This is a genomic window from Micromonospora humida (genome assembly GCF_016901255.1).
Lineage (GTDB): Bacteria > Actinomycetota > Actinomycetes > Mycobacteriales > Micromonosporaceae > Micromonospora > Micromonospora wenchangensis.
Map to the genome: position 1 here is coordinate 300,327 of NZ_JAFEUC010000006.1, position 13,654 is coordinate 313,980.

Here is a 13,654-nt window from a genome sequence, read left to right on the forward strand (position 1 = left end):
TATCCACAGCCTGGCCGGTTTCCACAGCGTTATCCACAGCACGAACACGACTCTGAGTCTGATAAGGGTTAACAGTGACCGATACTCCCGAGTCCACCCCGAACGAGCCGGAGACCACCGAGACACCCCTCGCGGCGGTCGTCCAGCACGACCGGATCGAGCCGGTCGGGCTCGAGGTCGAGATGCAGCGCTCGTACCTCGACTACGCGATGAGCGTGATCGTCGGGCGGGCCCTGCCGGACGTACGGGACGGGCTCAAGCCGGTCCACCGCAAGATCCTCTACGCCATGTACGACTCGGGTTACCGGCCGGACCGGGGCTACGTGAAGTGCTCCCGGGTCGTCGGCGACGTGATGGGGCAGTTCCACCCGCACGGTGACTCGGCCATCTACGACGCGCTGGTCCGGATGGCCCAGCCCTGGGCGCTGCGCTACCCCCTGGTCGACGGCAACGGCAACTTCGGCTCGCCGGGTAACGATCCGGCTGCCGCGATGCGCTACTGCCTGACCGCTGACGTCCGGATTCGTACGGTGGACGGCAGCGTCCGGATCGGCGAGATCGTGCCGGATGCCGCGCCGAGCAGCGAGACCGACATCGACCTGAAGGTCCGCGACCGTAACGGCGACCTGGTCCGGGCGTCGAAGTTCTTCCACTCCGGCGAGCACCCGACGCTGCGGCTGCGTACCCGCGAGGGGTACGAGCTGACCGGCACCCACAACCACCCGGTGCTCTGCCTGGTGGACGTGGCCGGGGTGCCGACACTGCTCTGGAAGCTGCTCGCCGAGATCTCCCCGGGTGACCGGGTGGTGCTCCAGCGGACGGTGCCGGACGAGATCGGCTACCCGATGCTGGAGCACGTCGAGGCGGCCGTGCTCGCCGGCGCGTTCGTGTCGGAGGGCTGGGTCTCGGCGGCCCGCGCGGGCTTCAACAACGTGGACCGGGACTACTTCCTGCGCGTCGTCGCCGCCTACGACCTGGCCGTCGGCGGCCCCCGGTACGTCAGCGAGCGGGTGATCGCCTCGGGCAGCACCCTGCACGAGCTGGACGTACAGGACCTGTCGGCGCTGCGCGCCAGCGTCCTCGGCGAGATGGTCGGCGCGCGCAGCGCCGCGAAGTTCGTGCCCGAGTTCGTCTGGCAGGGGCCGGCCGCGATCAAGCGGGCGTTCCTCCAGGCGCTCTTCGAGGGTGACGGCTCCTCGTCGCTGCTGCCGCGCCACACCATTCAGGTCTCGTACTCGACCCGCAGTGAGCGGTTGGCCCGCGAGGTCCAGCAGTTGCTGCTGGAGTTCGGCGTGATCAGCCGGCAGGCCCGGTACGACGACGGCGAGATCAAGGTCGTGGTGACCAATCGTCGCGATGCCCGGATCTTCGCCGCCCACGTCGGCTTCCTCGGCCGTAAGCAGGCCAAGCTGGAGGCCGAGCTGGCCCAGGTGCCGGCGAGCAGCACGGCGCTGTCCAGCGACCACGTTCCGCTGGTCGGCGACTTCATCCGGGAGCACGGCGCGACCCGCTGGACCGAGCGGGACTGGCTGCGTCGGCACAACGTCGACCGGATCGAGCGTTGGGAGCGGGACCGCGACGAGATCGCCGCCCGGATCACCAACACCGAGGTGCTCGACGTGGTCGAGCCGCTGGTCGACGGCCGGTTCTACTACGCCGAGGTGGCCGAGGTCGCCGACGCGGGTGTGCAGCCGGTCTACAGCGTCCGGGTGGACACCGAGGACCACTCCTTCGTCTCCGACGGTTTCGTCAGCCACAACACCGAATGCAAGCTGGACCCGCTGGCGATGGAGATGCTGCGGGACATCGACGAGGACACCGTCGATCTCCAGGACAACTACGACGGCCGGGCCAAGGAGCCCACCATCCTGCCGTCGCGCATCCCCAACCTGCTGGTCAACGGCTCCGAGGGCATCGCGGTCGGGATGGCCACCAAGATCCCGCCGCACAACCTGCGCGAGATCGGCGCGGCGGTGCAGTGGTGCCTGGAGAACCCGGAGGCCGACGAGGCGACCACCCTCGAAGCGCTGCTGGAGATCGTCAAGGGTCCGGACTTCCCGACCCACGGGCTGATCGTCGGTCAGGCGGCCATCCAGGACGCGTACCGGACCGGGCGTGGCTCGATCCGGATGCGCGCCGTGGTGGAGGTCGAAGAGGACAAGCGGGGCCGGCCGGCGCTGGTGGTCAGCGAGCTGCCCTACCAGGTCAACCCGGACAACCTGGCCGAGCGGATCGCCGAGCTGATCAAGGAGGGCAAGCTCGCCGGCATCGCCGACATCCGGGACGAGTCCTCCGGGCGTACCGGCATGCGGATCGTGCTGGTGCTCAAGCGCGACGCGGTCGCCAAGGTGGTGCTGAACAACCTCTACAAGCACACCCAGCTCCAGGAGACCTTCGGCGCCAACATGCTGGCCCTGGTCGACGGGGTGCCGCGCACGCTCAACCTGGCCCAGTTCCTCCGCTACTACGTCGAGCACCAGATCGAGGTGATCCGGCGGCGGACCGCGTTCCGGCTGCGCAAGGCCGAGGAGCGGGCGCACATCCTGCGCGGTCTGTCCAAGGCGCTGGACGCGCTGGACGAGGTGATCGCCCTGATCCGGCGGTCGCCCACCGTCGACGACGCCCGGCAGGGCCTGATCCGGCTGCTGGAGATCGACGAGATCCAGGCGACCGCGATCCTGGACATGCAGCTGCGCCGGCTGGCCGCCCTGGAACGGCAGCGCATCCTGGACGACCTGGCCAAGCTCGAACTGGAGATCGCCGACCTCAAGGACATCCTCGCCAAGCCGGAGCGGCAGCGGAAGATCGTCTCCGAGGAGCTGAGCGAGATCGTCGCGAAGTGGGGCGACGAGCGGCGCACGAAGATCGTCCCGTTCGACGGCGAGGTCTCCATGGAGGACCTCATCGCCCGCGAGGACGTGGTGGTCACCATCACCCGCACCGGGTACGCCAAGCGCACCAAGGTCGACCTCTACCGCTCGCAGCGGCGCGGCGGCAAGGGAGTGAGCGGCGCAACGCTGCGGCAGGACGACATCGTCAGCCACTTCTTCGTATGCTCCACCCACGACTGGATTCTGTTCTTCACCAACAAGGGCCGCGTGTACCGGGCCAAGGCGTACGAGTTGCCCGAGGCCAGTAGGGTGGCCAAGGGCCAGCACGTGGCCAACCTGCTCGCCTTCCAGCCGGACGAGCAGATCGCGCAGATCATCGAAATCCCGAACTACCAGGTGGCCCCCTACCTGGTACTGGCCACGAGAAACGGCCTGGTGAAGAAGACCCGACTCGAGGAGTTCGACTCCAACCGGTCCGGCGGCGTCATCGCGATCAACCTGCGCGATGAGGACGAGCTGGTCGGTGCCGTGCTCGCGGCACCGGAGGAGGACCTGCTGCTCGTCTCCAAGAAGGCCCAGGCGATCCGGTTCAACGCCTCCGACGAGGCGCTGCGCCCGATGGGTCGGGCCACCTCCGGTGTGATCGGCATGCGCTTCACCGACGACGACGTCCTGCTGGCCATGGAGGTCGTCCGGGAGGGCCTGGACGTCCTAGTGGCCACGAACGGGGGATACGCGAAACGTACCCCCATCGAGGAATACCCGGTTCAGGGCCGGGGAGGTAAGGGCGTGTTGACTGCGAAGATCACCGAGCGCCGCGGTGGTCTGGTCGGCGCGGTGGTGATCGACCCGGACGACGAGCTGTTCGCGATCACCAGCAACGGCGGCGTCATCCGGACTCCGGTGAAGCCTGTACGCCGTACCCGTGACCGGAACACAATGGGGGTCAAGCTGATGGACCTCCCGGACGGCGTGACTATCGTGGCGATTGCTCGCAATGCCGACGAGCCTGACGAACAGGACTAGTTGAATGACGGAGACACAGGCGAAGTCGGGGAACAAGGGGACCTCGGCCACCCCGGTCGACGAGGAGGCCGCCAAGAGCGGTACAACCCCCGCCGGCCGCGCCGCCGTGGGTCGGGCCACCGTCCCCGCCGACGCGCCTGCCCCGAAGTTCACCCGGGCACCCGGCATGGCACCGCCGCCGGACAAGCCCGGTGAGGACTCGGGGACGACGGAGAAGTCCCAGCCGACGGGCACCGACGCGCCATCGTCAGCCACCCAGCCGGTGGCTGCGGCGGCCCGGTCGAGCAACACGACACAGCCGATCGCGGTGGGGGCCGCCACCTCCCCGTCCACGACCGGCACCCAGCCGAAGGTCGGCGGTTTCCGGCCGACCCCGGACAACGCCGCCCGCCCCGCAAACGGTGGCGGTCTGCCCCCGGGCATCGGTGGCGCATCCGCCGTCGGTGCCGCGCGGGTGGGTGACGCGGTACGCGCCGCGCGTACCTCGGTCAGTTCGGCCGCCTCCCGGGGACCGCGCCGGGCCCGGCTGAACCTCAAGCGGATCGACCCGTGGTCCGTGATGAAGTTCGCCTTCGCCGTCTCCGTGGTGCTGTTCATCGTGGTGGTCGTGGCGACCTCGGTGCTCTACCTCGCGCTGGACGCGATGGGTGTGTTCCAGAGCGTCAACGACAGCCTGACCGACCTGGTCAGCGCCAGCGGCGGGCAGGGCACCAACAGCGGCTTCCAGATCACCGCGAAGGGTGTCATCCTGACGTCCGCCCTCGTCGGGCTGGTGAACGTGGTGCTGTTCACCGCGCTCGCCACGCTGGGGGCGTTCATCTACAACGTCTGCGCCGACCTGGTTGGCGGGATCGAGCTGACGCTCGCCGAGCGCGACTGATCCGACCCGACGCCGGGGCGCCGCGACCAGCGGCCGCCCCGGCGTCGTGCTTTTCCGGCCTGGTGGCCGAGCGGCCCGGCTCGTGCCCGCTCGTGGGCCGATCCAGCGGTGTCCGGGCCGCCCGATGCCGCCGCTTCGCGTCACAGGGGTGGATCTCCGGCCCTTGGGACCGGGGGAAAGGGCTCGCCCGGCAGCGGGTCGACCGGTACGGTCGGGAAGGCGCGGGAGCGTCGGCCACCCCGATTTGGGAGCGGACGACGCGATGGGTTAATCTTGCTCGTCGCCACGCGGGGCTATAGCTCAGTCGGTTAGAGCGCAGAGCTGATAACTCTGAGGTCGCTGGTTCGATTCCAGCTAGCCCCACCGCACACCGTTCCGACGGGCAGTCGAGTCGAGCGCGAGGGGTCGCCCCATGTTCAAGAAGCTTCTGTTCCTGGTCGGCATCATCGGCGTCGCTGCTGTGGTGGCCAAGAAGGTCAAGGAATCCAACGACGAGCGCGCCCTGTGGCACGAGGCCACCACCTCGCCCGACCTGCGTTGACCAGCCAGCACCCGGCGGCTCGATCCGCCCTCGGGGGCCCTAGCTCAACTGGCAGAGCACTGCCTTTGCAAGGCAGGGGTTAGGGGTTCGAGTCCCCTGGGCTCCACCAGCACGAACACCGGTTGACCCATGGTACCGAGTCAGCCATCCGTCCAGCCAAGCTGCTCAGGCCCTCTCCTGTCCGGGCGTGACTGCGAATGAGGCTGCGGTGCCCACCTGGAGGACCACCGGACCAGTCCAGGTAGCGCTGAGCCGCCCACCGCTCCTCATCCGCAGGTGTGCGTGAGGGCTGATCGGCAGACAGGGCAGAGTCGGAGTCCGAGGGCCCAGCGGTGCCGCAGCCGGGGAGGTGAGGTGCGGCGTACTGGCGTCCGGGACGAAGGGGCTTGGCTTCACCCGCCCGGTACGGTTGCTGACCATGCAGCGGTTGGCGCTCTTCGATCTCGACAACACCCTCGTGGACCGTTCGGAAGCGTTCCGGCGCTGGGCGGTCGAGTTCTGCGCCGATCACGGCCTGTCGGAAGAGGCTTTAGCCTGGCTGATCACTACTGATCAGAACGGTTCCGTGCCCCGCGACTGGTTTTTCGGCGAGGTGACGGACCGTTTCGGCCTGGCACCAGGGGACACCATGTGGGGGCAGTACCGACGCCGGATGCCGGAACTGGTGACGTGCCCCGAAGAAGTGCTGGGGGCGCTGACGCTACTGCGCGACGATGGCTGGACCGTCGCGATCGTGACCAACGGCCAGGCGGACAACCAGTTGGGCAAGATCAGGCGTACTGGACTGGACCGGTGCGTCGATGCATGGGCAATTTCCGGACAGGTGGGCATCCGGAAGCCGGCACGCGAGATCTTCGAGGTGGCGGCCCGTGGGTGCGGTCTCGATCTGCGCGGCGGGGGCTGGGCGATCGGTGACAGTCCGGTGCTTGATGTCGAGGGTGGCCGCGCAGCAGGGCTTGCCACCCTCTGGGTCAGCCGGGGGAAGGACTGGCCGGCGACGCTCGCCCCACCTGATCGCACCGTCACGGACGTATTGGCCGCTGTTCAGGTGCTACGAGACGAGGACACCGGGCGGTAGTCGTACGGCCTCCGTACAGCCGAGCCCGCCGACAGACGGGCGGCTGAGGGGCTGCGGCAGCCGGCCATCTGCCACCCTGGGCTGTGCTGATTTACAAGATTCTGCTGCCCGCCGAGTGGGCCGAGTTCGAAGCCGCCGGCCGCTTCGACGGATCGCCGTTCGACCACAGCAGCGGCTTCATCCACTGTTCCTCGCGCGAACAGGTGGGTGCGACCGCCCTGCGGTTCTTCGCGCACGAGCCGGCGCTCGTGATCGTCGCCCTCGACGCCGGGCTACTCGGCGCGGCGGTGCGCTGGGAGGACACCTCCGACGGCGGTTCCTTCCCGCACGTCTACTCGGCGCTACCGCGCGACGCCGTCGTCGCGGTCCACCACGTGGCGGGGGCGTCGTCGGTGGACGACACGCTGGGGCGCGGCTAGGCAGCGAACCCGGTCGAGGGACGGCCCTCCCCGCAGACGGCGACGGGAGGAAGAACCGGAACCTGATCAGGCCTGACGCAGCAGAGCCAGCAGGCCGTGGCCGTCCTCGACCCAGGCGTCCGGTACGACGGCGGGGTGCGGCGACTCCCGGTCGGTGCGGGGGGAACGCATCAGGATCGCCGCCCCCGCCCCGGCCCGGCGGGCGCACTCGACGTCCCGACCGAGGGTGTCCCCGACGAACCAGCAGTCACCGATCGGAACCCCGACGGCCTCCGCCGCCAGCAGCGCCAGGCGCGGGTTGGGCTTCCGGGGGCCGGCTTCGTCGCTGTAGAACTGGGCGGCGAACGACCCGGCCAGCCCGGCGGCGGCCAGGAAATCCCGGTGCGCGGCACCGCAGAGGGTGTTGCTCACCACGGCCAGCGGAAGACCCGCCCCCGTGGCCGCCCGCAATGCCTCGGGGATGCCCGGGCGCACCGCCCAGTCCGCCCGCCACGTCCAGGCGTACGACAGGGGGGTCGCCTCGCGGTCGACGGCGTCGCGGGCCGGGCGGGGCCACGAGCCGGTGACGAACTCTGCCCACACCCGGGCGTGCGGCAGCTCCACCGGGTCGGGCGTCCGGCCCGCGTCGTCGCGCCAGGCCGAGTACCGTCGCGCACCCCCGGTCAGGTCGGCGGCGATCTGCCGTTCGGACACCGCGCCGTCGACGAGCTGGGAGAGCCGCCGGACGAGTTCCGGCGGGGCGGGCGGCTGCGGGGGCGCGTCGGCCAGGACACCGCCGAAGTCCAGCAGGAGGGCGCGCGGCGAGCGGAGCATGCCGGCGATTCTCCCGCAGGGTGACCGACCGCAGGACGGCACGGTCGGCGTGCGTCCTCTAACCTCTCGGCAATGGGAGCACTCAGACCGTGGCACCTGGCCCTCCTGATGCTCTGCTGCCTGGTGCCCACGGCGCTGGCCATCGGCGGGGGCGTCTGGGCGATGCGCCGCTCCCGTCGAAGCCGTTGAGCCGCATGACGACCGATGGTGACCCGGGTAGCCGCCGTCTCCAGCTCTACTGCCGGATCGACGTCACCGTGACCGACCCGGCCGCGCTGACCGACCACGCGGTCGCCGAGCTGCGTGCCGCCGACATCGACTGGGCGCAGGAGGAGGACGACCTGCCGTCCGCCAGCGCGGAGCTGCGCGGTGACCTCACCCGGGCGCTCGCCTCCGTCGCGGACGTCACCCGGATCGTCGACGGAGTTCCGGGCATCGAGTTCCGGGGCGGCGTCTGCTGGGCGGAGACCGGCCCGCCACCCGCATCGGTCCGGGCGTCGACGGCAGGCTAGCGTCGGGGGGTGACCACTGGCTCCTGCCGCGTCCTGCCCGCCGAACACGACGGCATCGCCGAGGCCGCCGACGTGCTGCGGGCCGGCGGGCTGGTGGCCTTCCCCACCGAGACGGTCTACGGGCTCGGCGCGAACGCGTTGGACGCCCGGGCCGCGGCGCGGATCTTCGAGGCGAAGGCGCGGCCCAGCTTCGATCCGCTGATCACCCACCTCGCCGACGCCGCCGACCTGCCGGCCCTCGTCGGCGTGTTGCCCCCGACCGTCGCGGCGCTGGCCGAGCGGTTCTGGCCGGGGCCGCTCACCCTGATCGTGGACCGGCCGGCCGTGATCCCGCCGATCGTCACCTCCGGCCTGGACAGCATGGCCGTGCGGGTGCCCGACGAGGCGTCCGCACGCGCGTTGATCAGGGCCGCCGGGGTTCCGGTGGCCGCCCCGAGCGCCAACCGGTTCGGGCAGCTCAGCCCCACCCGGGCCGAGCATGTCGTACGCGGGCTCGGCGCGGCGGTCGACGTGGTGCTCGACGGGGGTCCGACCCGGTGCGGGATCGAGTCGACCATCGTGGACGCGCGTGGCCCGCAGCCGGTGGTGCTGCGCCTCGGGGCGCTCGCCGTGGAGGACCTCGTCGCGGCTGTCGGCCCGGTGACGATCCGGCCGGGCAGCTCCGGGCAGCCGGTCGCCCCCGGTACGTTGGCCGCGCACTACGCGCCGCGTACCCCGTTGCGGTTGGTGCGGGGTGCGGTGCCGGCGTCGGACGACGGCGTCCGGCGGGGCTACCTGGCCTTCCGCGCGGCCCCGGCGGCGGACCACGCGGCGGTGGAGGTGTTGTCGCCCGCCGGTGACGTGACCGAGGCCGCCGCCCGCCTCTTCGACGCGCTGCACCGGCTGGACGCGGCCGGAGTGACCGAGATCCTCGCCGAACCGGCTCCCGACGAGGGGGTCGGCCGGGCGGTCAACGACCGGCTGGGTCGGGCCGCCGCCACCTGGTCCCCGCCCCCGGCCTGACCCCGCCGAAGGTCTAGCCTGCCGACGGCGGGTCAGCGGGCCGGCCCCGGGCCGGCAGGTGTTCCACCAGCCGGGTCAACGTGCCGTTGGCGAAGGTCGCGCCGAGCGCCGACCCGGCGGCGATGGTCCACCCCACCGGGCCGAGCGGGGTGCAGCCGAAGAACTGGCTCACCCCGGGTGTCTGCACCACGGCGGCGAGCACCCCGACCGACGCCGCCGTCGACGCGAGCACCGTCGGGCTGGTGCCGCCGGCCAGGACGGTCTGCCCCAGCTGCGTGCCGACCAGGGAGACCAGGGCCACCGTGCCGGCGCGTCGTTCCCGGCCGGTCCACCGGGCCACCGTCCAGCCGGCGGTCGCCCCGAGGGTGGTGGCGGCGGCGCGCAGTCCGATCTCCCGGGTCATGGTGCCGCCGAGGGAGGCGTCGGGCCCCTCGCGGAGCAGGCCGTCGGCGTGGTCGGCGTCGGGCGGTCGGACGGCGATGGCCAGCGCCGGCGCCAGGTCGGTGAGCAGGTTGACCAGGAGCAACTGCCGGCCGTTGAGCGCCGACCGGCCGGTGACGGCGGCGCTGAGCACACTGAAGGCGATCTCGCCGAGGTTGCCGCCGACCAGGATGCTCAGCGCGTGGCGTACCGACGACCACATCGCCCGTCCCTCGACCAGGGTGGCGATGATGGTCTCCAGCCGGTCGTCGGTGACCACCAGGTCGGCGGCGGCGCGGGCGGCCGGGGTGCCCCGCTGGCCGAGGGCGATGCCGACGTCGGCCAGCCGGATCGCCGGCGCGTCGTTGGCGCCGTCCCCGGTCATCGCCACGGTCCGCCCGCACTTCTGCAACGCCTGGATGATCCGTACCTTGTGCGCCGGGGTGCACCGGGCCACCACGTCGGTACGGCTGAGCCGTTCGCCGAGCTCCGCGTCGTCCCACTGGTCCAGGTCGGTGGCGGTGACCACCCGTTGACCGTCGGCATCCGGGCTGATCGCCGACGCGATCGCCTCGGCGGTGGCCGGATGGTCCCCGGTGATCATGATGGTGTGCACGCCGGCCTGCCTGATCCGGCGGACCGCCGGGGCGGCGCTGTCGCGGATCCCGTCGGCGAGGGCGAGGAAGCCGACGAAGACCAGCCCGCGTACCTCGTCGTCGGTGACCGTCTCGGCACCGACCCGGCACTCCGCGACGGCGAGGATGCGGTGCCCCGCCCCGGCCCGGTCGGCGAGCACACCGTGCAGCCGCTCCCGGCGTTCGTCGTCCAGCGGCTCGTCCCGGCCGCCCGGCAGCCGCCACGCGCCGCACCGGGGCAGCACGGTCTCCGGGGCGCCCTTCACGCTCAGCAGCAGACCGTCGGCGGTGCGCCCGACTGTCGCGTGGTAACCCCGGGACGGCTCGAACGGCAGCCCACCCACCGCCGTCCACCCGTGCGCACCGGTCTGCTCGGTCGTGTCCGCCTGCCGTGCGCCGTACCGGACCGCCCGGTCGGTGTGCTGGGGCAGCTCCTGCGGGTCGGCCGCGTACGGGGTGGCGCGCAGCCCGGCGGCGAGGACCCGGCGCAACTCGTCGTCGAGCCGGTCGACGGGGTCGAACCGGTCGCCGTCGCCGACCCCGGCGAGCAGCAGCCGGCCCTCGGTGAGGGTGCCCGTCTTGTCGAAGCAGAGCACGTCGACCCGGCCCAGCGCCTCGATGGTGCGCGGGTTGCGGACCAGCGCGCCGTGCTCGGCCAACCGTCGGGCGGCGGCCAGCTGGGCCGCGCTGACCAGGAACGGCAGCCCCTCCGGCACCGACGCCACGGCCAGGTTCGCGGCGGTCGCCGCCGTCTGCCCCAGCGGTACGCCCCGCAGCAGTCCCGCCCCGGCCACCGCGATCGCCGACGCGACGGCCAGCGGGACCGCCGAGCGGGTGAGCCGGCCGAGCCGGGCCTCCACCCCGCTCTCCGGTGGGGCCTGCCGGGCCAGCGCGAGGCTGCGACCCGACTCGGTCGCGGCACCCGTGGCGACGACCACGGCGGTGCCGTGGCCGGTGGCGACGGTGGTGCCCTCGTACAGCATCGAGGCGCGGTCGGCGAGGACGGCGGCGACCACCGGGGCGGCCCCCTTGGGCACCGGCAGCGACTCACCGGTCAGCGACGACTCGTCGGCCTCCAGACCGTCGGCGGTGAGCACCCGGCAGTCGGCGGGCACCGCGTCCCCGGGGCCGAGGATCACCACGTCACCGCAGACCAGGTCCTCGGCGGCGGCCACCCGTTCGGCGCCGTCCCGCAGCACCTTGGCGGTGACCGCCGAGCGGGACAGCAGCTCGGCCAGCGCCCGGTCGGTGTTGCGCTGGTGCACCGCCCCGACCAGCGCCGACCCGCCGACCACGCCGCCGACCAGGGCCGCGTCGACGAGCGAGCCGAACGCCGCCGACAGGACGGCACCGGCGGCGAGCACCGGCGTGAGTGGGTTGGCCAGCTCGTCGACGAACGCCCGGAACAGGCCGACCGGCCCGGCCGACGGGTCCGGGTCGGTGCGGTGCCGGCGCTGCGCCTCGGCATCGGTGAGCCCGTCCGGGCCGGTGCCGAGGTGCCGCAGCACGGTCGGGACCGGCATCAGGTGCCAGGCGGTGGTGGCCGGCGTCGGGGCCACGGCCGGGTCGGGTAGCCGGCGGGCCCGCCACACCCCGTTGGCGAAGGCCACCGCCGCCGCGCCGTTGACGGCGGCGAGGCTACGGCCGGGAAGCTGCGTCGGCGCGGCGGTGAACGCACCCAACGCGCCGAGCCCGGTGCCGGCCATGGCGAGGCGGATGCTCTGCCCGGTCATCCGCCGGGCCACCCCGGCCGCCTCGATCAGCAGCGCCGCGATCCGCAGGTCGGTGCCGACGAGCAGGTGGGCACCCCACGGGGGCAGGTCGTCGGGGGCGGCCACGCCGAGCCCGCAGTCGGACGCCGCCAGCGCCGACCGGTCGCCGGAGACCAGCAGCACCACCGCCCCGTCGCGTTGCAGGGCCCGGACGGATCCGGCGAGCCGGTCCCCGCCGGGCAGCACCGCGTCGGCGAAGCCGTACCGCTGCGGGTCCGGGCCGGCGACGACCAGGCGCAGGCCGGCGTGCCGGGCGGCGGCGGGCAGCGCGTCGACGCCGGGCGCCGGCTCGGGGGCGACCCGGACGACGGCGGCGAGGGTGCCACCGTGGGCGAGGCCGAGCAGGGGGCCGTCCGTCGCGCGCAGCCGCCGGCTCTGCGGGGTGTCCCCCGGGTCGACGGCGTCGAGATCGGCCAGTGGCCCGAGTCGCCAACCGTCGGCCTCGTGGGTCTCGTCCGGGTGGTCGGGGTCGAACAGGGCGAACGCCCGGCCGGCCACCTCCCCGGTGTCCGTGCCGGCCAGCGGGGCCAGGTCGGCGAGGACACCCCGGGGCGAGCCGAGCACGGCCGCGTCCAGCACCACCGTGTCGATCCGGTCGAGTTCCCGCAGCACACTGCGGTCCATCGCGATCACGCCGCGCCGTGCCAGCACCCGGCCGAGCTGCGCGGCGTACCCCTCGCGGCCACTGCCGGGGGCCTTGGGCAGCGCGGCGAGCCCGAGCGCGGCGGCCCGCTTCGGACCGGCGACGGGCCACGCGGCGGCCCCGGCGGCGGCTCCGGTGGCGAGCATCGTCGAGACGTACCGTTCGACGGGGCCGTCGGGTCGGGGGCAGGGACGGCCGGGGCCGGGTGACCGGGCGACGGCGCGTCGCGGGTCACCGGTCAGTCTCGGCTCCGCCCGGGTCCACGCGGTGAGCTGGGCGCGCGCCTCACCCCACTGCACGATCCGCTGCGCGCCGTCGAGGACGATGCCGGCCCAGCCGCCGGTCAGCCCCTGCACGACCGCCTCGGCGAGCGGGAACAGCACCTCGGCGCGCGGGTCGGCACGCAGCCCCCGGCCGGCCAGGTCGTGCAGCTTCGGGTGCAGGTCGACGGCGGTGAGCAGGCCGGCCACCTCGCCCGGTACCGGGGTGAACGGCAGGATGCGGGTGGCGGCGGAGATGGTCAGGCCCAGCGCGTCGGAGGCGAGCGCGCCGAGGGTCCGGGGGGTACGTGGCCCGTCCTCCGGCGGGTGCGGGGGCGGGATCTCCGGGTCCGGCTCGTGCGGGCAGACCCGCTCGACCCGGGCCACGGTGTCGATCAGGGTGGCGAGTTTCGGCTTCGGGTCCTCGACGGCCACCACGACCCGGCCGGAGGGGGCGTTCACCCGCGCCCAGGCCACCCCGGGCAGCCGCTCCAACGCCGCCTCGACCTGGCAGGCCAGCCGGTCACCGCCGTCCTGGCAGACGCCGTGCACCTCGATGTGGTGCCGGCCGTCGCGGGACCAGACCCGACGGCGGGTCAACCCGGCCACCCGGGCCAGCCGGCCGGCGGCCGAACCGACGGTACGGGACGCCCCGCCGAGCAGCGGCGGCACCGGCACCGACGGGAGGACCCGGCCGGCGACCCGGCCCAGCGTGGTCATCGGGGGGTACGGGCGGATCGGTCCCGCCCACTGCCGCCGTACCCCATCTCGCCTCCCGCGTTCGTCAGGGGGCCTGGCTTCCCGGTCGGGCGTCCGTTATGC

The 13,654-nt window shown here is 73.0% G+C and carries 9 protein-coding genes and 2 tRNA genes; 9 read left to right on the forward strand and 2 right to left on the reverse strand.

The window, feature by feature from the left end; genetic code table 11:
- Positions 1-74: 74 nt before the first annotated feature.
- The 7 genes from gyrA (at position 75) to JQX11_RS14805 (ending at position 6,775) form a co-directional block, all read left to right on the forward strand.
- Positions 75-3,857 carry an intein-containing DNA gyrase subunit A gene (gene gyrA / locus JQX11_RS14780; RefSeq protein ID WP_204925530.1) on the forward strand — a complete coding sequence of 1,261 codons (3,783 nt, stop codon included), beginning with the start codon at positions 75-77 and terminating at the stop codon, positions 3,855-3,857.
- Positions 3,858-3,861: 4 nt separating this feature from the next.
- Positions 3,862-4,737, forward strand: coding sequence for a DUF3566 domain-containing protein (locus tag JQX11_RS14785; protein WP_204925531.1), 876 nt, complete (start codon positions 3,862-3,864; stop codon positions 4,735-4,737).
- Positions 4,738-5,026: 289 nt separating this feature from the next.
- Positions 5,027-5,100 (forward strand) — tRNA-Ile (locus JQX11_RS14790).
- Positions 5,101-5,149: 49 nt separating this feature from the next.
- Positions 5,150-5,278, forward strand: coding sequence for a DLW-39 family protein (locus tag JQX11_RS32470; protein ID WP_211291697.1), 129 nt, complete (start codon positions 5,150-5,152; stop codon positions 5,276-5,278).
- Between the two features lie 33 nt (positions 5,279-5,311).
- Positions 5,312-5,387, forward strand: a tRNA-Ala gene (locus JQX11_RS14795).
- Between the two features lie 309 nt (positions 5,388-5,696).
- The gene (locus tag JQX11_RS14800; protein WP_204925532.1) at positions 5,697-6,356 is read left to right on the forward strand and encodes an HAD family hydrolase; all 660 of its coding nucleotides are present in this window, start codon (positions 5,697-5,699) and stop codon (positions 6,354-6,356) included.
- An 83-nt stretch (positions 6,357-6,439) separates the two neighbouring features.
- A complete protein-coding gene (locus JQX11_RS14805) occupies positions 6,440-6,775 on the forward strand; it encodes a DUF952 domain-containing protein (RefSeq protein ID WP_307826191.1) in 336 nt (111 codons plus the stop codon).
- Between the two features lie 66 nt (positions 6,776-6,841).
- Here the strand turns inward: JQX11_RS14805 and JQX11_RS14810 are convergent, their stop codons facing one another.
- On the reverse strand, positions 6,842-7,588 hold the full coding sequence (locus JQX11_RS14810) for an HAD family hydrolase (RefSeq protein WP_204925533.1): 747 nt from the start codon (positions 7,586-7,588) through the stop codon (positions 6,842-6,844).
- 194 nt (positions 7,589-7,782) lie between these two features.
- Between JQX11_RS14810 and JQX11_RS14815 the strand changes: the two genes are divergently transcribed.
- Both JQX11_RS14815 and JQX11_RS14820 read left to right on the forward strand, forming a co-directional pair.
- Complete coding sequence (locus tag JQX11_RS14815; RefSeq protein WP_204925534.1) at positions 7,783-8,100, forward strand: hypothetical protein; 318 nt, start codon at positions 7,783-7,785, stop codon at positions 8,098-8,100.
- 33 nt (positions 8,101-8,133) lie between these two features.
- Positions 8,134-9,102: an L-threonylcarbamoyladenylate synthase gene (locus JQX11_RS14820; protein WP_204925647.1), complete on the forward strand. Its 969-nt coding sequence runs from the start codon at positions 8,134-8,136 to the stop codon at positions 9,100-9,102.
- Positions 9,103-9,115: 13 nt separating this feature from the next.
- Here the strand turns inward: JQX11_RS14820 and JQX11_RS14825 are convergent, their stop codons facing one another.
- Positions 9,116-13,552, reverse strand: a complete 4,437-nt coding sequence (locus tag JQX11_RS14825) for a cation-translocating P-type ATPase (protein ID WP_204925535.1) — start codon at positions 13,550-13,552, stop codon at positions 9,116-9,118.
- Between the last annotated feature and the right edge of the window lie 102 nt (positions 13,553-13,654).